The sequence below is a fragment of the Pseudomonas sp. AM8 genome, assembly GCF_036346475.1.
Taxonomy (GTDB): Bacteria; Pseudomonadota; Gammaproteobacteria; order Pseudomonadales; family Pseudomonadaceae; genus Aquipseudomonas; species Aquipseudomonas marginalis.
Window position 1 is genome coordinate 102,568 of the sequence record NZ_JAOTNX010000010.1, and the last position, 17,097, is coordinate 119,664.

Below are 17,097 nucleotides of genomic sequence, written 5' to 3' on the forward strand. Positions count from 1 at the left end.
GTTTGCGACTACGTGGCGAGGATGCTTAGAGCCTGAGCCAATTTGGATTCCTTCCGATTTCCGAATTCGGAAATCGGGTTACTCAATCTCCTTCAAAGCTTGCCTGAGTAATTTTTCGAACCCTGCTCCTTGGAAGTTATGGCCATCATGACGAAGCTTGGTGGCGGTGTTCGCTAGCGCTTTGGAGATGGTCGTGATGTTGGGTGAGCCCCCTCGTGTGTATCGTCTACGTCGACTCACTAGCTGCTCGTTCTGATCCAGCTCGCCGCCTAGTTCTGCGATCAGATGGGCAGCTAGGCCCAGCGCCCTCAATAGTGGCTCAGGACGCCGCTCGGACTCAGCAACGAATTCAGGTATTGGCGGCTCTGCGTTTGGATAGCTGCTCCAGTTAACAGCGCTGCGGGCCAGACATAGGGTTTGCTCAAGCGCTGGAAAAGTACCTTCAGTGAAGATGAAGTCGTGAGGGGGCGCCGACGCGGGCATCGGTAGGTTGTTCTTGAGGCGTTCAAGATCAGCAAGGTGAATCAATATTTCGTAGTTCCCCTGCATGATGCTCAGAGGCCGGTCGTTCTCACCAATGCGATAACAACCGTAGAGTCCATCGGGTCCTAAGCTGGCTGAAAGCCCCACTGGTCGCCCGTGAGCTAACATCTGTGCCGCTGACCTGAACAGTCGATAGAGCCGAACGGGGACCGGCCCATCTATGAGGCACAAAACCTCGCATGCATCACTGTCAAGGTTCAGCGGTGATTCCACTACGTCCCCTGAGCCTGGTAGCAGCTTGAGTCGGTACAGCCCTATATGAGCGTCATCGGTTGGCCAGTAATGCACAGGTAGCCGGTCGTTTTCCGCTGCTCGTGAAATCGCCTCTTTGTCATAGGGGGTTCCGGTTGCGTCGGTGAGCCAAGCTGCTGCTTCGTCGAATGTCAGCCACTCTTTGAATGCATAGCTAGTCATCACGCTTGCTCCTTTGCATGAAAATCGACGCTCACAACATTGCCGCGCTCCAGAAGGTCCAGACGGTCGGCATACCACTGCATCATTTGCCGGCGTTGCTCCAGGTAAATAGCTTTGTTGTAAACCCCGGAGACTCCGCCTTCAACGTGAGCTAACTGGGCCTCCACGTGCTCACGAGGGAAGTTATTTTCGCGTAGCAGGGTCGATGCGATGTGTCGGAAGCCATGGGCTGTCTGTCGCCCCTCGTATCCCAGGCGTCGTAAGGCCATGTTGAATGCCATATTGCTGCGAGGCTTTTTCCGGTCACTACGACCAGGGAAGAGCAGTGGATAACGACCATTCAACGTGTGTAGCTCTCGGAGCGCTTTAACCGCCTGCTTTGACAGAGGTACTAGATGGTCACGGCGCTTTTTCATGCGGGCAGCCGGAATGCTCCAAAGTGCGTTTTCAAGGTCAAACTCCGACCAAGGCGCCTCACGTAGCTCGCTTGGCCGCACGCCGGTCAGCGTCAATAGGTGCAGGCCAAGGCGCAGATCTAAAGCGTGAGGATATGTGCGGATGGCGCGGAGCAGTTCAGGAAGCTCTTTCGCCGTGACGTGGGCGTAGTTCTCGGCTGGCTTGGATTGCAGGAAACGACTAAGGCCTTCCAGCGGATTGTGAATGGCTCTGCCTGTCACTCTCGCCAGATCGTAGATTTCCTTGCAGGAGCGGCGAACGCGGCTCATTTGTTCAAGGATTCCCTTTCGCTCAAGTGTTTGTAGAAAGTCCATCCATTGCTTGGGCGTTATCTCTGCGTACGGTCTTTTGCCGAAAACGGGGAAGACGTGGAGCTGTAGAGCGCCGACTGTGCGTTTTGCGGTGCTGGCTTCCCAGCCAGGGCTGCGAATTTCGATCCACTCGCGAGCCAGGATCTCGAACGTGTTTGTTGCCGCTTCGAGTTCAGCCGCCTTGCGGGCTTTGCGTGCAGCGATAGGGTCGCCGCCGTTGGCTATTTCCTTGCGGTACTCGGCGGCCTTTTTCCTGGCCAGCGCGCCACTGACCTCCGGGTAGCCGCCTAAGCCAAGCCAGCTCCACTTGCCCGCTTGGTTTTTGTATCGAAGTTGCCAGGATTTCTGGCCATCCGGCTTAACGCGCAGATAGAGGCCGCTGCCGTCGAGCTCGCGATATTCCCTGGTCTCGGGTTCGATGCTTGCTAGCGCGGTGTCACTGAGCGGCCTGCGTTTGATTTCTGACCGTTTCACGCTCGTGTATCCCCTCGGTTCTAGATATGGCCAAGGATACACCGAGGGATACACACAGCTGAAGTATGAGGGGAGATGACTATAGATAAGCAGAAACAACAAAGCCCGCACAGGGCGGGCTTTGCGGGGCGTTTCGTAGTCATCAGGAGACAACCAGAAACATCATTTTGGTGCACCCGGCGGGATTCGAACCCACGACCCCTGCCTTCGGAGGGCAGTACTCTATCCAGCTGAGCTACGGATGCTTGTGCGGGCGACATCATACCCATGTCGACCTTGGGCGTCCATGCCGGTCTTTGGCCGTTCAAACGTAGGCATTTGCCGCGCAGAGGCCCTGCGCCGGGCGCCGTTGGTCAACACGGCGGAACGCGCTCGAATCACGCTGATCAGAAAAGTCCGGCAAATGCGCCGTTTTCGTTCTTTTTTTCGAACAGACTATTGCCCTGTACCCCCATTGATCCTAGGATTCGTTTGAGATTTCAAACGCTCTGTCTCTCGTGCGCTATTCACTGATCGCGCGCGCGGGGGCTGATTTCCCTGACGGCAGCCCACAAGGCGCCTTTCAACAACTCTAATTCGCTCCGCGTGCGCGCGGTGCTGTTAAGGAAAGCCGACATGCAGCTCAAAGATTCCCAGTTGTTCCGCCAGCAGGCCTTTATCGATGGCGCTTGGGTGGATGCGGACAACGGATCGACCATCAAGGTCAACAACCCGGCCACGGGCGAGATTATCGGCACCGTGCCAAAGATGGGCGCCGCGGAAACCCGCCGTGCTATCGAAGCCGCCGACAAGGCGCTGCCGGCCTGGCGTGCGCTGACCGCCAAGGAGCGCGCCAACAAGCTGCGCCGTTGGTTCGAGCTGTTGATCGAAAACCAGGACGACCTCGGTCGCCTGATGACCCTGGAACAAGGCAAGCCATTGGCCGAAGCCAAGGGCGAAATCGTCTACGCCGCGTCCTTTATCGAGTGGTTCGCCGAAGAAGCCAAGCGCATCTATGGCGACGTGATCCCCGGCCACCAGCCCGACAAGCGCCTGATCGTGATCAAGCAGCCTATCGGCGTGACCGCCGCCATCACCCCGTGGAACTTCCCGGCCGCGATGATCACCCGTAAAGCTGGCCCGGCCCTGGCCGCCGGTTGCACCATGGTGATCAAGCCGGCTTCGCAAACGCCGTTCTCGGCCCTGGCCCTGGTTGAGCTGGCGCACCGTGCCGGTATCCCGAAAGGCGTGCTGAGCGTGGTCACCGGCAGCGCTGGCGACATCGGCGGCGAGCTGACCAGCAACCCGATCGTGCGCAAATTGTCCTTCACCGGCTCGACCGAAATCGGTCGCCAGTTGATGGCCGAATGCGCCAAGGACATCAAGAAAGTTTCCCTGGAGCTGGGCGGCAACGCGCCATTCATCGTGTTCGACGACGCGGACCTGGATAAGGCCGTCGAAGGCGCGATCATCTCCAAGTACCGCAACAACGGCCAGACCTGCGTCTGCGCCAACCGCCTGTACATCCAGGACTCGGTGTACGACGCGTTCGCCGAAAAACTCAAAGTCGCGGTGGCCAAATTGAAGATCGGCAACGGTCTGGAAGAAGGCACCACCACCGGCCCGCTGATCGACGAAAAAGCCGTGGCCAAGGTCCAGGAACACATCGCCGATGCCCTGAGCAAAGGCGCCAAGCTGTTGGCCGGTGGCAAGGTCATGGAAGGCAACTTCTTTGAACCGACCATCCTGGTCGACGTGCCGAAAAACGCCGCCGTCGCCAAGGAAGAAACCTTCGGCCCGCTGGCGCCGCTGTTCCGCTTCAAGGACGAAGCCGAAGTGATCGCGATGTCCAACGACACCGAGTTTGGCCTGGCTTCCTACTTCTACGCCCGCGACCTGGGCCGTGTGTTCCGTGTGGCCGAGGCCCTGGAATACGGCATGGTCGGCGTCAACACCGGGTTGATCTCCAACGAAGTGGCGCCGTTCGGCGGCATCAAGGCTTCGGGCCTGGGCCGTGAAGGCTCCAAGTACGGGATCGAGGATTACCTGGAAATCAAATACCTCTGCCTGGGCATCTAAGCCCCGTAAGAGATTGCAGCAAACGCAAAGGGCACGAGAGCGCTGACCCTTTGCGTGTTTCACATCGTTATTCGTAGTGGCCGGGAAAGCTGTGGCAGTCGATCATCGCATGCTGCCGTAGTTGCCTCCCCGCCACGTATTCCTTGGACAACGCCACCCGATGAGTGGCGAATGAGGACTTTATGAGCAAAACCAACGCTTCCCTGATGAAACGCCGCGAAGCCGCTGTACCGCGCGGTGTTGGCCAGATTCACCCGATCTTCGCCGAATCCGCGAAGAACGCCACCGTGACCGACGTTGAAGGTCGCGAATTCATCGACTTCGCCGGCGGTATCGCCGTGCTGAACACCGGCCACGTGCACCCGAAAATCATCGCCGCCGTGACCGAACAGTTGAACAAGCTGACCCACACGTGCTTCCAGGTACTGGCCTACGAGCCGTACGTTGAAGTGTGCGAAAAAGTGAACGCCAAGGTCCCCGGCGATTTCGCCAAGAAAACCCTGTTGGTCACCACCGGTTCCGAAGCCGTTGAAAACGCCGTGAAAATCGCCCGTGCCGCGACTGGCCGTGCCGGCGTGATCGCTTTCACCGGCGCCTACCACGGCCGTACCATGATGACCCTGGGTCTCACCGGTAAAGTCGTGCCTTACTCGGCCGGCATGGGCCTGATGCCAGGCGGCGTGTTCCGCGCGCTGTACCCGAACGAACTGCACGGTGTCAGCGACGACGACTCCATCGCCAGCATCGAACGCATCTTCAAGAACGATGCCGAGCCGCGTGATATTGCCGCCATCATCATCGAGCCGGTCCAAGGCGAAGGCGGTTTCTACGTCGCGCCGAAGCCGTTCATGAAGCGCCTGCGTGAGCTGTGCGACAAGCACGGCATCCTGCTGATCGCCGACGAAGTGCAAACCGGTGCCGGCCGTACCGGTACCTTCTTCGCCATGGAACAGATGGGCGTTGCCGCCGACCTGACCACCTTCGCCAAATCCATCGCTGGCGGTTTCCCGCTGGCCGGTGTGTGCGGCAAGGCCGAATACATGGACGCCATTGCCCCAGGTGGCCTGGGCGGCACCTACGCCGGTAGCCCGATCGCTTGCGCCGCTGCGCTGGCGGTGATGGACGTGTTTGAGGAAGAGCACCTGCTGGACCGCTGCAAGGCTGTCGGCGAGCGCCTGGTGACTGGCCTCAAGGCGATTCAAGCCAAGTACCCGGTGATCGGTGACGTGCGTGCCCTGGGCGCGATGATCGCGGTCGAGTTGTTCGAAGACGGCGACAGCCACAAGCCAAACGCCGCAGCCGTTGCCGCCGTGGTGGCCAAGGCGCGTGACAAGGGCCTGATCCTGCTGTCCTGCGGCACCTACGGCAACGTGTTGCGCGTACTGGTGCCGCTGACCTCGCCGGACGAGCAGTTGGACAAAGGCTTGGCGATCATCGAAGAGTGCTTCTCCGAGCTGTAAGCGGCAGTTGGCCTGATCGATAAGAAAAACCCGCTTCGGCGGGTTTTTTTGTGCGTCAGAAGCAAGCCAGTTCTTATCAAATTTAAAATAACTTACTGATTTTAAAGGGTAAAAAATTTCACTCTAAAATCTTGAGTCTTGCATAAACAATTTCAGGCAACCGCATTCTTGTGGTGAGCGGGCTTGTCCCGCGCTGGGGTGCGAAGCGCCCCTAATAAAGACAAAATGCGGTGTATCAGGCACTCCTCTGCGCTTGGTTTTGGGGCTGCTGCGCAGCCCAACGCGGGCGGAGCGACGATTCGACAAGCCCGCTCGCCACAGGTGACGGGTTGTCCGTTCTGTCCCTTAACTGACCGGCATTGGGGCAAGCCCCCTCCCACAGTGATCTGCATTCAGCCAGCGATGACGCGATTCTTGCCCAGGCGCTTGGCCTCATACATGGCGGCATCGGCGCGGGCGAACAGGCTGTCCAGGGTGGAGTCTTCCTCGGTCAGGCTGGCCAGGCCCTGGCTGATGGTCACGCTGAACGCCTGGCCTTCATAGCTGAAACTCAGTTCCTGGATCTCCCTGCCCAGGCGCTCAGCCACTTGCAGCGCCATCTCCGGCGCGCAACCCGGCAGAACGGCCGCGAACTCTTCGCCGCCAATGCGCCCGAACAGGTCGCCACGGCGCAGGACCCCGCGACCGCTCTCGGCGATACGCCGCAGCACCTGGTCGCCCTCCAGGTGGCCGTAGGTGTCGTTGACGTCCTTGAAGTCATCGATGTCCAGCAGCAGGAAGGCCAGCGGCGCGCCTTGGGCGCAGGCGCTGTCGAAGGCCTGGTTGGCGCATTCGAAGAAGTGTCGGCGGTTGCTGCTCTGGGTCAGCACATCGGTGGTGGCGAGACGGTGCAGCTCCAGTTCCAGCTGTTTTTTTTCCGTGATGTCTTCGGCCATGCCGACGACGATCACCGGCTCGCCGGGTTCGACCTGCTGGTTGATGTAGCACTTGTCGCTCAGCCAGCGGATCTGCCCGTCGGCGGTGATGATGCGGTACTCGCGGTCTTCCACGGCTCCCTGCTCCAGCACGCGCGCCAGGCTGTGTTCGGCGTAGTCGAGGTCTTCGGGGTGAATGCTGTTGCGCCATTCGCGGTGGTCGGCCAGCAGCAGGCCGGCGGAACGTCCAAAAATCCGCTCGTATGCCGGGCTCACGTAGAGCACGCGGCGGGTTTGCCAATCTATGGCCCACAGCACGGCGTTTACGCTGACCAGCAGAGAACTGAGCAATTGTTCGCGCTCACTCAGTCGCTCGACTTCGCCCTGGGCATGTACCAGTGCCAGCAGGGTTGCTGCCGCGGCCGGACGCGGAGGGTCAGCGGTAGGGCTGTCGGCGGTGAAGGGCTTTTCGAGAACCATCGGCACAACTCTCTCTGGGCGCGCCGCAAGATCGAGCAGCGGTCACTACAAGGGGCCACCATGATGGCGAAGTGTTCATTGAGAGAGGCGAATTGCAGTGAAGTTCCGTCAACAGGCTCGATTGACGGTGTCCGAGAAATGGCGCCAAAAAGCTGATGGGTGGGAGGGCAAGCCCTCCCACGCTACTGTCAGACCGCCGCAGGACGCAGCGAATAGGTCTTCAATTGGTGGGCAAAATCCCGCAGGGACTGGATGCCGCTGGCCTCGGCCTCGTGCACCCATTCCTTGATGGCGGCGAGCATGTCGTGGCCGTTGGAGCTGGTCTTGAGCCAGATCTGCTGCAGCGCCAGGCGTTTTTCGTAGATCACTTTCAGCGCCTGGCTGTGTTCCAGCATGCTCTGGATCCGCAGGTGGTGGCGGTCATCCAGCAGGCTGGTTTCCCGCGACAACAGGCGTTTGGCGCGGTGGAACTGGTGGCGCACCGAGTGATCGACTTTTTCCAGCTCCTGCTTGACCAACGGGCCGATCACCAACTTGCGGTACTGGGCCATGATCTGGAAGCGGTTGTTGAGGATCGCCATGGCGGTGTCCATGTCCAGGTGACCCTTGCCTTCCACGCGGTGGGCAATCGGTGCCACGCGCTGCACCTTGGCCAGGCGCAGGAAGCTGAACACCTTGATCCATGCCCAGCCCAGGTCGAATTCCCACTTCTTCACCGACAGCTTGGCCGAGTTGGGGTAGGTGTGGTGATTGTTGTGCAGCTCTTCGCCGCCGACGATGATGCCCCACGGCACCAGGTTGGTGGCGGCGTCACGGCATTCGAAGTTGCGGTAGCCCACGGCGTGGCCCAGGCCGTTGATCACGCCGGCGGCCCAGAACGGAATCCACATCATCTGGATTGCCCAGATGGTGATGCCGATGGCGCCGAACAGCAGCAGGTCGATCACGCCCATGATCGCCACACCCAGCAGCGGATAAGGAGTGTAGATCTTGCGCTCGATCCAGTCGTCCGGGCAGTTCTTGCCGTAGATGCGCAGGGTCTCGGGGTTTTCGGCCTCGGCACGGTACAGCTCGGCGCCTTTGCGCAATACGGTGGACAGGCCCTTGATCACCGGGCTGTGCGGGTCGTCGACGGTTTCGCACTTGGCGTGGTGCTTGCGGTGGATGGCGGTCCACTCGCGGGTGTTCTGTGCCGTGGTCAGCCACAGCCAGAAGCGGAAGAAGTGTTTCAGGCCGGCATTGAGCTCCAGGGAGCGATGGGCTGAATAGCGGTGCAGATAGACCGTGACCCCAACGATGGTCACGTGGGTCATCAACAGGGTGACTGCCACCAGTTGCCAGGCCGACAAGTCAAGAAAACCGTTGTACCACATAGGCTGTATGGCCCTCAGATAAAGAAAAGAACAGCACACGCATTATCACTAAGCCTACAGAGAAAACCAGCGGCCCTTTCAGATAAGACTTACGAGATGTTACATATCCTATAATCCCCATTCTTTGTAGGACGATTCTGGGCTTTTAGTAAGGATTACTGGGCATATGCTGTTTTCATACCGAGGAGCCCTGCGTGCTGGGCTGGTATACCTGCTGGCTTCGAGCGTCTGGATAGGCCTCACTCATCGGGTATTGATCGAGTTTCTCGATAATCCGACCGACCTGCACCGGTGGTTGCAGGTGCGCGGTTACGTGTGGGTGGCGCTCAGTGCCTGGTTGATCTACCTGATCTGTGCCCGATCTGCCCGGGCCGACCAGCAGCAACCCTTGAAAGAGAACCGCGAGCGCCTGCGTCAGGCTGCTGCCGTGTTCGATTGCACTCGCGAAGGGGTGTTGGTCACCGACGCCAAGGGCCTGATCGTGCATGTGAACCGGGCCTTCATGGAAATCACCGGCTACCAGTGCGAAGACGTCATGGGCCGGCAGCCGAGCCTGTTCAAGTCCGGTCGCCATTCGTCGAATTTCTATCAACAGATGTTCCAGACCCTGGAACACACCGGTGAATGGAGCGGTGAAATCTGGAATCGGCGCAAAAGCGGTGAGATTTATCCACAGTGGCAAACCATTCGTGTGATTCACGATGACCTGGGCCATATCAGCCATTACGTCGCGGTGTTTTCCGACATCAGCGCCATCAAGGATTCCGAGCACGAACTGGCCCACCTGGCTCATCACGACCCGCTGACCGACCTGCCCAACCGCCTGCTGTTCACCGACCGTGCCGAGCAGGCGCTGGCCTCGGCGCAACTCCACAAGCGCGGCTGCGCCCTGCTGTTGCTGGACCTGGATCACTTCAAGATCATCAACGACAGCCTTGGCCACAATGTGGGCGACCAGTTGCTCAAGCTGGTGGGCGAGCGGCTCAAGGCGCTGTTCGGCCCCGGCGTGACCCTGGCGCGCCTGGGCGGGGATGAGTTCGCGGTGCTCGCGGAAAACTGCTCACAGGTGGTGCAGGCGGCGGCTTTGGCACAGCGCATGCTGGATGTGATGAAGCAGCCGTTCATCTTTGACGGCCATCAGCTGTTTATCAGCGCCAGCATCGGCATCAGCCTGTTCCCCAATGATGCCCTGAGCGCCGAGCAATTGTTGCGCAACGCCGATTCCGCGCTCTTCAAGGCCAAAAGCGTGGGCCGCGAAGGCTACGCGTTGTACACCGAAGAACTCACCGCCCACGCGCAGAACCGGGTGGAAATCGCCAGCGAACTGCGCCGCGCCCTCGAACAGCAGGAGCTGCGCGTCTACTACCAACCGGTGCACGACTTGCACACCAGCCGCCTGATCGGCGTCGAAGCACTGGTGCGCTGGCAACACCCCGAGCGTGGCCTGGTGCCGCCGGGTGATTTCATCCCCATCGCCGAACGCACCGGGTTGATTGCCGAGATCGATGGATGGGTGATGGACCAGGCCTGCCGACAGATGTGCCGATGGCTGGCCGACGGCGCGCCGCTGAGCTTTATTGCAATCAATGTATCCAGCCGCCTGTTTGCCCGGCGCGAACTCTACGATCAAGTCGCCCAGGTGCTGCACGATACCGGTCTGGATCCGGCCTTCCTGGAGTTGGAAGTCACCGAAAGCGCGGTGATGGACGACCCCGAAGTGGCCCTGGAACAACTGCACCGCCTGCGCGAACTGGGCTTGCGCCTGGCCATCGATGACTTCGGCACCGGCTATTCCTCCCTGCTGCGCCTCAAGCGCCTGCCGGTGCAGAAACTCAAGATCGACCAGGGCTTTGTCGCCGGGCTGCCGTGGGACGAAGACGATGCCGCCATTGTGCGGGTGGTGATCGCCCTGGCGAAAAGCATGGGCATGCAGGTGCATGCCGAGGGGATCGAACAGGTGGAGCAGGCGCGGTTCTTGTTGGAGCAGCACTGCGATATGGGCCAGGGGTACTGGTTTGGGCGGCCGATGCCGGCGGACGAGATTGATTGGAACTGCGCACCCACTCTCCAGCCTTGAAATGCATTCAAATGTGGGAGGGGGCTTGCTCCCGATAGCGGTGTGCCAGTCTGAACATTTGTTACTGATAGACCGCCATCGGGGCAAGCCCCCTCCCACATTTGGATATTCACAAGGCGTTATTTCAGCGCTTGGGCGCAAAACAAGCGCGCAACCCCACGTCCTGCCAGAAAATTCTTTCTGGTTATATAAACATTCTTAAATAGTATTTTTAAGAATATCCGCGCTTATCTACTATCGCCCTACGCCGCAAGCAGTGCCGCCACTGCGAGGCACTATTCATTTCAGGAGCGAGACCATGAGCGCATCTCTACGTAGCGTCGACGGCCAGGACGAAGCAGCCATTTTGCGCGAGATCCAGAGCGCCTTGCGCGATCTGCGGTTTGGCGCGGTGGAAATCACTGTGCACAACGCTCAAGTGGTACAGATCGAACGCAAGGAAAAATTCCGTTTGCAGAACCCGGGTAACAAACCGAGCTAAGCAATAACGGCGATAGACCCCGTCACTATAAGAAAAAGCCAACACCCAGAATTTTCAGGAGCTTCTATGTCGTCGATTCGCCGTTATGCCCTGGCCGCCCTGGCCAGCGCCGTGTTTGCCGGTTCCGCCGTTGCCAAGGACTACGAGTTGCTCAACGTCTCGTACGATCCTACCCGTGAGCTGTACCAGGACTACAACGCTGAGTTCACCAACTTCTGGAAACAGTCCCACCCCGGCGATAACGTCAAGATCCAGCAATCCCACGGTGGTTCGGGCAAGCAAGGCCGGGCAGTGATCGACGGCCTGCGCGCCGACGTGGTGACCCTGGCCCTGGCCGGTGACATCGACGAAATCGCCAAGCTGGGCAAGACCCTGCCGGAAAACTGGCAGACCCGCCTGCCGGACGCCAGCACCCCATACACCTCGACCATCGTGTTCCTGGTGCGCAAGGGCAACCCTAAAGGCATCAAGGATTGGGGCGACCTGATCAAGAAAGACGTTTCCGTGATCACGCCTAACCCGAAAACCTCCGGCGGTGCGCGCTGGAACTTCCTTGCCGCCTGGGCCTACGGCCTGAAATCCGGTGGCAGCGAAGCCAAGGCTCAGGAATACGTCAAGGAGCTGTTCAAGCACGTGCCGATCCTCGACACCGGCGCGCGCGGTTCGACCATTACCTTCGTCAACAACGGTCAGGGCGACGTGTTGCTGGCCTGGGAAAACGAAGCCTTCCTGGCCCTGAAAGAAGACGGCGGCGCCGACAAGTTCGACATCGTCGTGCCGTCCCTGTCGATCCTTGCGGAGCCGCCGGTGGCCGTGGTCGACAAGAACGCCGAGAAAAAGGGCAACACCGAGATCGCCACTGAATACCTCAAGCACCTGTACAGCCCGGCTGGCCAGGAGATTGCGGCGAAGAACTTCTACCGCCCACGGGATGCAAAAGTGGCCGCCAAATACGCGCAGCAGTTCCCGAAACTGGACCTGGTGACTATCGACAAAGACTTCGGCGGCTGGAAAACTGCCCAGCCGAAATTCTTTAACGACGGTGGCGTGTTCGACCAGATCTACACGGCGCAGTAAGCCAAAGTACCGGTAGGAGCGAGCTTGCTCGCGAAGATCGTCAACGATGACGCGGGCATTCTGAATGAGCGCGGTGCCCTTGAGGTCTTCGCGAGCAAGCTCGCTCCTACAGTGGTTTCTACCTTTAACCAAGGACTCTTATGTCGCGTCGTATTTCCCCCGTCATACCCGGCTTCGGGCTGACGCTGGGCTACACCGTGGTGTACCTCAGCCTGATCGTACTCATCCCCCTCGCGGCGATGTTCGTACACGCCGCTCAACTCACCTGGGATCAGTTCTGGAACATCATCTCCGCACCCCGTGTGCTGGCGGCGTTGAAGCTGAGCTTCAGCACCGCGCTGTACGCCGCCCTGATCAACGGCGTGATCGGCACGCTGCTGGCCTGGGTGCTGGTGCGCTACACCTTCCCCGGCCGCAAGATCATCGATGCGATGATCGACCTGCCGTTCGCCCTGCCCACCGCCGTGGCCGGTATTGCCCTGACTGCGCTGTACACGCCGACCGGCCTGGTGGGCCAGTTCGCCGCCGACCTGGGCTTCAAGATCGCCTACAGCCCCTTGGGCATCACCCTGGCGCTGACCTTCGTGACCCTGCCGTTCGTGGTGCGCACGGTGCAGCCGGTACTCGCGGATATCCCCCGGGAAATCGAAGAAGCCGCCGCCTGCCTGGGCGCCAAGCCGTTGCAGGTGTTCCGCTACATCCTCGTCCCCGCGCTGCTGCCCGCCTGGCTGACCGGTTTCGCCCTGGCGTTTGCCCGTGGCGTCGGTGAGTACGGTTCGGTGATTTTCATCGCCGGCAACATGCCGATGAAAACCGAGATCCTGCCGTTGCTGATCATGGTCAAGCTCGACCAGTACGACTACCGCGGCGCCACCTCCATTGGCGTACTGATGCTGGTGGTTTCCTTTGTCCTGCTGCTGCTGATCAACTTGTTGCAGCGGCGCATCGAACGTCCATAAGGAGGCGCGGAACATGTCCCAATCGTCTATTTCCGCGGCATCCTCGGCCAACGCAGCCCGCCGTGGCAGCGCTGTTTCCCGGCGCATCCTGATCAGCCTGGGCTGGCTGGTGTTCTTCCTGTTCCTGCTGCTGCCGCTGTTTATCGTGGTGTCCCAGGGCTTGAAGAACGGCCTCGGGGCGTTTTTCACCGCGATCCTTGAACCGGACGCGTTGTCCGCGCTGAAACTCACGGTGATCGCCGTGCTGATTTCGGTGCCGCTCAACCTGGTATTCGGCGTCAGCGCGGCCTGGTGCGTGAGCAAGTACTCGTTCCGTGGCAAGAGCATCCTGGTGACGCTGATCGACCTGCCGTTCTCGGTCTCCCCGGTGATCGCCGGCCTGGTCTACGTGCTGATGTTCGGCGCCCAGGGCCTGTTTGGCCCTTGGTTGCAGGAGCATGACATCCAGATCGTGTTCGCCTTGCCCGGCATCGTACTGGCGACCATCTTCGTCACCGTGCCGTTCGTCGCCCGCGAACTGATCCCGCTGATGCAGGAGCAGGGCACCCAGGAAGAAGAGGCCGCACGCCTGCTGGGCGCCAATGGCTGGCAGATGTTCTGGCATGTCACCGTGCCGAATATCAAATGGGGCCTGATCTACGGCGTGGTGCTGTGCACCGCGCGGGCCATGGGGGAGTTCGGCGCGGTGTCGGTGGTGTCCGGCCATATTCGCGGCGTGACCAACACCTTGCCGCTGCACGTCGAGATTCTCTACAACGAATACAACCACGTTGCCGCGTTTGCGGTGGCGAGTCTGCTGCTGATCCTGGCGCTCTTCATCCTGCTGCTCAAGCAGTGGAGCGAGAACCGTATTAATCGCCTGCGCGCCAGTGCGGCTGAGGAATAAGTCATGTCGATCGAAGTCCGTAACGTCAGCAAGAACTTCAACGCCTTCAAGGCCCTGGACAGCATCAACCTGGATATCCAGAGTGGCGAACTGGTGGCCTTGCTTGGGCCTTCCGGCTGCGGCAAGACCACCTTGCTGCGCATCATCGCCGGCCTGGAAACCCCGGATGACGGCAGCATCGTGTTCCACGGTGAAGACGTCTCCGGCCACGACGTGCGTGATCGCAACGTCGGTTTTGTGTTCCAGCACTACGCGCTGTTCCGCCACATGACCGTGTTCGACAACGTCGCCTTCGGCCTGCGCATGAAGCCGAAGAACCAGCGCCCGAACGAAAGCCAGATTGCGGCCAAGGTTCACGAACTGCTGAACATGGTGCAGCTGGACTGGCTGGCCGACCGTTACCCGGAACAACTCTCCGGCGGCCAGCGCCAGCGTATCGCCCTGGCCCGCGCGTTGGCGGTCGAGCCGAAAGTGCTGCTGCTGGATGAACCCTTCGGCGCCCTCGACGCCAAGGTGCGTAAGGAACTGCGCCGCTGGCTGGCGCGCCTGCACGAAGACATCAACCTGACCTCGGTGTTCGTGACCCACGACCAGGAAGAGGCCATGGAAGTCGCCGACCGCATCGTGGTGATGAACAAGGGCGTGATCGAGCAGATCGGCTCACCAGGCGACGTCTACGAAAACCCGGCCAGCGATTTCGTCTACCACTTCCTCGGCGACTCCAACCGCCTGCACCTGGGTGAAGACAAGCACGTGCTGTTCCGCCCCCACGAAGTGTCGCTGTCGCGCCACGAACTGGAAGATCATCACGCGGCCGAAGTGCGTGATATTCGTCCGTTGGGCGCGACCACGCGGGTGACCTTGAAGGTCGAAGGCCAGAGTGAGCTGATCGAAGCCGAAGTGGTGAAGGACCACGACAGCCTGACTGGTTTGGTACGAGGCGAGACCTTGTTCTTCAAGCCCAAGGTCTGGCAAAAAGCCTGAGTTCACCGCAATTCCAACTCTGAAACTGGGACCAAATGTGGGAGGGGGCTTGCCCCCGATAGCAGTGGGTCAGCAGCAGATAAGCTGACTGAAACACCGCCATCGGGAGCAAGCCCCCTCCCACATTTAGACCTCGCTTGGCTTTAGATCGCGGCGCGCCACCGGGCCTGAGCGTTTCTCAATGTTCGCCTTCAGGTCATGCCGCAACCCCAGCAAAAACGCCACCTCCGCCACCACAAACAGCGGCCCCACAATCAGCCCCGACACGTCATCCACAAACGCCGGCTTCCTGCCTTCGTAGTAATGCCCGACAAACTGAATCACCCAGCCCACCACGAACATTCCCACCCCGCTGCTAAGCCACACCATCGTGCTCTGCGCCACCAACACGTGCCCGGCCCACACCGACAAGCCCATCAACACCGTCATCAGCGCGCCCAGGGCCAGTTCAAGCCGCAGGTAAAACCACGCGGAAAACAGCGCCACTATCACTGCCGGGGAAAGCCACAGCCCACCCACAGCCCATTCGGGGCGTGACAGCAGCACAGCCACGGCGACCACAATCAGCGGGATGCCGATGAAGTGGCTGGCGATATTGCGTGGGTCGCGGTGGTACGCGGCGTATTGACTGAGGTGATCGACGAGGCTTTTCATTGTTGTTCCTCCTGTAGGATGTTTGATCATGCCCTGTCAGCCTGGGACTAACTGTCAGTTGGGCGACAATCTTCGGAGTTCTCATGGATGCGACGCAATGGCACTCCCGGTTGGCCGTCGGTCACTGGTTCAGTCACCTGCCCGTACCTTTCCAGCATAGTCTGCTGGCCCATGCGCGGCTGCGGCAGCTGACGGCGGGTCAATACCTGTTCAAGCGCGGCGACCCGCCCTGCGGCTTGTATGCGGTGCTCGACGGCACGTTGCGTGTCAGTGCGGTGAATGAGCACGGCAAGGAAGCGCTGTTGAGCCTGGTGGGGGCGCCCTACTGGTTCGGCGAGATCTGCCTGTTCGACGGCTTGCCGCGCACCCACGACGCCTGCGCCACGGGGCCGTGCACGCTGGTGCAGGTGCCGCAGCAGGCGCTGCTGAAGATCCTCGATCAATCCCCTTGCTACTGGCGCGACCTGGCTTTGCTGATGAGCCAGAAGCTGCGCCTGAGTTTTATCGGCCTCGAACAGCTCAGCCTGATGCCCGCTTCGGTGCGCCTGGCCCACCGGCTGTTGATGATTGTTGAGGGCTACGGCGACATGGCGCCTTCAAAACGCGTGCTGCAACTGCCCCAGGAAGACCTGGCGGCGATGTTGAGCCTGTCGCGCCAGACCACCAATGCCTTGCTCAAGGACCTGCAAGCCCAGGGCATCGTGCGCCTGGGCTACGGCGAGATCGAAATCCTCGATGCGCAGCGGCTACGAGAGGCGGCGCACACCTGAGGGTGTTAGCCTGCAAACCTGATCAATCGAGGTGTGTTATGCGTGTGCTGTTAGTGGAACATGAATCCGAAGAGGCACAGCGGATGGCCCGGGGCTTGAACGAGGCCGGCTACACCGTGGAAGTCGCGGCCAACGGCATGGCGGCGCAGCGCTTTGTCGAAAGCGCCGAATACGACCTGGTGATCCTGGATGTGATGTTGCCTGGCCTGAATGCCTGGAAGCTGCAGCAGGCCATCCGGCAGAAGGGTGAGACGCCGGTGTTGTTCCTGACCACGCCGGGCGGGATTGAAGATCGCCTGCGCGGCTTGGAGCTGCATGAGGATGATTACCTGCTCAAGCCGTTTGAGGCCAAGGGGTTGGTGATGCGGGTCAGGAAACTGTTGCGGCGGGATCGGGGTCGCTGATTGATCCCGTCACTGTAGTGCCTGAAAGATTGCCATCGGGAGCAAGCCCCCTCCCACAGGAGAACGCATTTCAAATGTGGGGGCTTGCCCCCGATGAGCATAGGTATCTACACAACTTGGGCTCAACACTGAGCGCCCGGCAGATAGGGCTGTTGTGGTGAGCGGGCTTGTCCCGCGCTGGGCTGCGTAGCAGCCCCAGTAAAGAAGAACGCGGTGTATCAGACACTCTGTAGAGGCTGGGTTTGGGGCTGCTACGCAGCCCAGCGCGGGACAAGCCCGCTCGCCACAGTGAGATTTGTCAGGGGCTGAAAAGTTGTGTAGA

General features: G+C 60.2%; 15 protein-coding genes and 1 tRNA gene. 10 read left to right on the forward strand and 6 right to left on the reverse strand.

Annotation, left to right across the window (positions count from 1 at the left end; all coding sequences use genetic code 11):
• Positions 1-78 precede the first annotated feature (78 nt).
• The 3 genes from V3W40_RS22790 to V3W40_RS22800 all read right to left on the reverse strand — a co-directional run bounded on the left by V3W40_RS22790 (position 79) and on the right by V3W40_RS22800 (position 2,443).
• Positions 79-957, reverse strand: coding sequence for a hypothetical protein (locus tag V3W40_RS22790; protein ID WP_122682185.1), 879 nt, complete (start codon positions 955-957; stop codon positions 79-81).
• On the reverse strand, positions 957-2,198 hold the full coding sequence (locus V3W40_RS22795) for a tyrosine-type recombinase/integrase (RefSeq protein ID WP_065876613.1): 1,242 nt from the start codon (positions 2,196-2,198) through the stop codon (positions 957-959). Before V3W40_RS22795 ends, V3W40_RS22790 begins: the two co-directional genes overlap by 1 nt.
• Before the next feature lie 168 nt (positions 2,199-2,366).
• Positions 2,367-2,443: transfer RNA gene (locus V3W40_RS22800), tRNA-Arg, on the reverse strand.
• A gap of 370 nt (positions 2,444-2,813) precedes the next feature.
• Here V3W40_RS22800 and gabD point away from each other — a divergent pair.
• Positions 2,814-4,256, forward strand: a complete 1,443-nt coding sequence (gene gabD / locus V3W40_RS22805) for an NADP-dependent succinate-semialdehyde dehydrogenase (protein ID WP_065948543.1) — start codon at positions 2,814-2,816, stop codon at positions 4,254-4,256.
• 182 nt (positions 4,257-4,438) lie between these two features.
• On the forward strand, positions 4,439-5,716 hold the full coding sequence (gene gabT, locus V3W40_RS22810; protein ID WP_065926318.1) for a 4-aminobutyrate--2-oxoglutarate transaminase: 1,278 nt from the start codon (positions 4,439-4,441) through the stop codon (positions 5,714-5,716).
• Positions 5,717-6,108: 392 nt separating this feature from the next.
• Here gabT and V3W40_RS22815 read toward each other — a convergent pair whose 3' ends face one another.
• Both V3W40_RS22815 and desA read right to left on the reverse strand, forming a co-directional pair.
• Entirely contained in the window at positions 6,109-7,110 is a 1,002-nt protein-coding gene (locus V3W40_RS22815; protein ID WP_065926319.1) for a sensor domain-containing diguanylate cyclase, read from the reverse strand.
• A 188-nt stretch (positions 7,111-7,298) separates the two neighbouring features.
• Complete coding sequence (desA, locus tag V3W40_RS22820) at positions 7,299-8,483, reverse strand: delta-9 fatty acid desaturase DesA (protein ID WP_065926320.1); 1,185 nt, start codon at positions 8,481-8,483, stop codon at positions 7,299-7,301.
• Positions 8,484-8,649: 166 nt separating this feature from the next.
• Between desA and dibA the strand changes: the two genes are divergently transcribed.
• The 6 genes from dibA (at position 8,650) to V3W40_RS22850 (ending at position 14,947) form a co-directional block, all read left to right on the forward strand.
• Positions 8,650-10,560 carry a phosphodiesterase DibA gene (gene dibA / locus V3W40_RS22825; RefSeq protein ID WP_065926321.1) on the forward strand — a complete coding sequence of 637 codons (1,911 nt, stop codon included), beginning with the start codon at positions 8,650-8,652 and terminating at the stop codon, positions 10,558-10,560.
• A 298-nt stretch (positions 10,561-10,858) separates the two neighbouring features.
• Positions 10,859-11,041 (forward strand): sulfur starvation response protein OscA, encoded by a 183-nt coding sequence (gene oscA, locus V3W40_RS22830; protein ID WP_003170956.1) that lies wholly within the window; start codon positions 10,859-10,861, stop codon positions 11,039-11,041.
• Between the two features lie 66 nt (positions 11,042-11,107).
• Positions 11,108-12,118, forward strand: a complete 1,011-nt coding sequence (locus tag V3W40_RS22835) for a sulfate ABC transporter substrate-binding protein (protein WP_053137687.1) — start codon at positions 11,108-11,110, stop codon at positions 12,116-12,118.
• 140 nt (positions 12,119-12,258) lie between these two features.
• Positions 12,259-13,077 carry a sulfate ABC transporter permease subunit CysT gene (gene cysT / locus V3W40_RS22840; RefSeq protein WP_027607868.1) on the forward strand — a complete coding sequence of 273 codons (819 nt, stop codon included), beginning with the start codon at positions 12,259-12,261 and terminating at the stop codon, positions 13,075-13,077.
• Between the two features lie 13 nt (positions 13,078-13,090).
• Complete coding sequence (cysW, locus tag V3W40_RS22845) at positions 13,091-13,963, forward strand: sulfate ABC transporter permease subunit CysW (protein ID WP_065926322.1); 873 nt, start codon at positions 13,091-13,093, stop codon at positions 13,961-13,963.
• Between the two features lie 3 nt (positions 13,964-13,966).
• Positions 13,967-14,947, forward strand: a complete 981-nt coding sequence (locus tag V3W40_RS22850; RefSeq protein ID WP_074848356.1) for a sulfate/molybdate ABC transporter ATP-binding protein — start codon at positions 13,967-13,969, stop codon at positions 14,945-14,947.
• Positions 14,948-15,073: 126 nt separating this feature from the next.
• On the opposite strand, the gene V3W40_RS22855 is transcribed toward V3W40_RS22850, so the two are convergent.
• Positions 15,074-15,601: an Mpo1 family 2-hydroxy fatty acid dioxygenase gene (locus V3W40_RS22855; RefSeq protein ID WP_330215683.1), complete on the reverse strand. Its 528-nt coding sequence runs from the start codon at positions 15,599-15,601 to the stop codon at positions 15,074-15,076.
• An 83-nt stretch (positions 15,602-15,684) separates the two neighbouring features.
• Here V3W40_RS22855 and V3W40_RS22860 point away from each other — a divergent pair, with 83 nt between their 5' ends.
• Both V3W40_RS22860 and V3W40_RS22865 read left to right on the forward strand, forming a co-directional pair.
• A complete protein-coding gene (locus V3W40_RS22860) occupies positions 15,685-16,371 on the forward strand; it encodes a Crp/Fnr family transcriptional regulator (RefSeq protein WP_065948537.1) in 687 nt (228 codons plus the stop codon).
• A gap of 38 nt (positions 16,372-16,409) precedes the next feature.
• Complete coding sequence (locus V3W40_RS22865; protein ID WP_065926326.1) at positions 16,410-16,775, forward strand: response regulator; 366 nt, start codon at positions 16,410-16,412, stop codon at positions 16,773-16,775.
• The last annotated feature ends 322 nt before the right edge of the window (positions 16,776-17,097 follow it).

Bases quoted from the DNA above. Each gene is read 5' to 3' on its own strand.
- V3W40_RS22790 (WP_122682185.1), bottom strand. From the start codon at position 957: ATGACTAGCTATGCATTCAAAGAGTGGCTGACATTCGACGAAGCAGCA.
- gabD (WP_065948543.1), top strand. From the start codon at position 2,814: ATGCAGCTCAAAGATTCCCAGTTGTTCCGCCAGCAGGCCTTTATCGAT.
- gabT (WP_065926318.1), top strand. From the start codon at position 4,439: ATGAGCAAAACCAACGCTTCCCTGATGAAACGCCGCGAAGCCGCTGTA.
- V3W40_RS22815 (WP_065926319.1), bottom strand. From the start codon at position 7,110: ATGGTTCTCGAAAAGCCCTTCACCGCCGACAGCCCTACCGCTGACCCT.
- desA (WP_065926320.1), bottom strand. From the start codon at position 8,483: ATGTGGTACAACGGTTTTCTTGACTTGTCGGCCTGGCAACTGGTGGCA.
- dibA (WP_065926321.1), top strand. From the start codon at position 8,650: ATGCTGTTTTCATACCGAGGAGCCCTGCGTGCTGGGCTGGTATACCTG.
- oscA (WP_003170956.1), top strand. From the start codon at position 10,859: ATGAGCGCATCTCTACGTAGCGTCGACGGCCAGGACGAAGCAGCCATT.
- V3W40_RS22835 (WP_053137687.1), top strand. From the start codon at position 11,108: ATGTCGTCGATTCGCCGTTATGCCCTGGCCGCCCTGGCCAGCGCCGTG.
- cysT (WP_027607868.1), top strand. From the start codon at position 12,259: ATGTCGCGTCGTATTTCCCCCGTCATACCCGGCTTCGGGCTGACGCTG.
- cysW (WP_065926322.1), top strand. From the start codon at position 13,091: ATGTCCCAATCGTCTATTTCCGCGGCATCCTCGGCCAACGCAGCCCGC.
- V3W40_RS22850 (WP_074848356.1), top strand. From the start codon at position 13,967: ATGTCGATCGAAGTCCGTAACGTCAGCAAGAACTTCAACGCCTTCAAG.
- V3W40_RS22855 (WP_330215683.1), bottom strand. From the start codon at position 15,601: ATGAAAAGCCTCGTCGATCACCTCAGTCAATACGCCGCGTACCACCGC.
- V3W40_RS22860 (WP_065948537.1), top strand. From the start codon at position 15,685: ATGGATGCGACGCAATGGCACTCCCGGTTGGCCGTCGGTCACTGGTTC.
- V3W40_RS22865 (WP_065926326.1), top strand. From the start codon at position 16,410: ATGCGTGTGCTGTTAGTGGAACATGAATCCGAAGAGGCACAGCGGATG.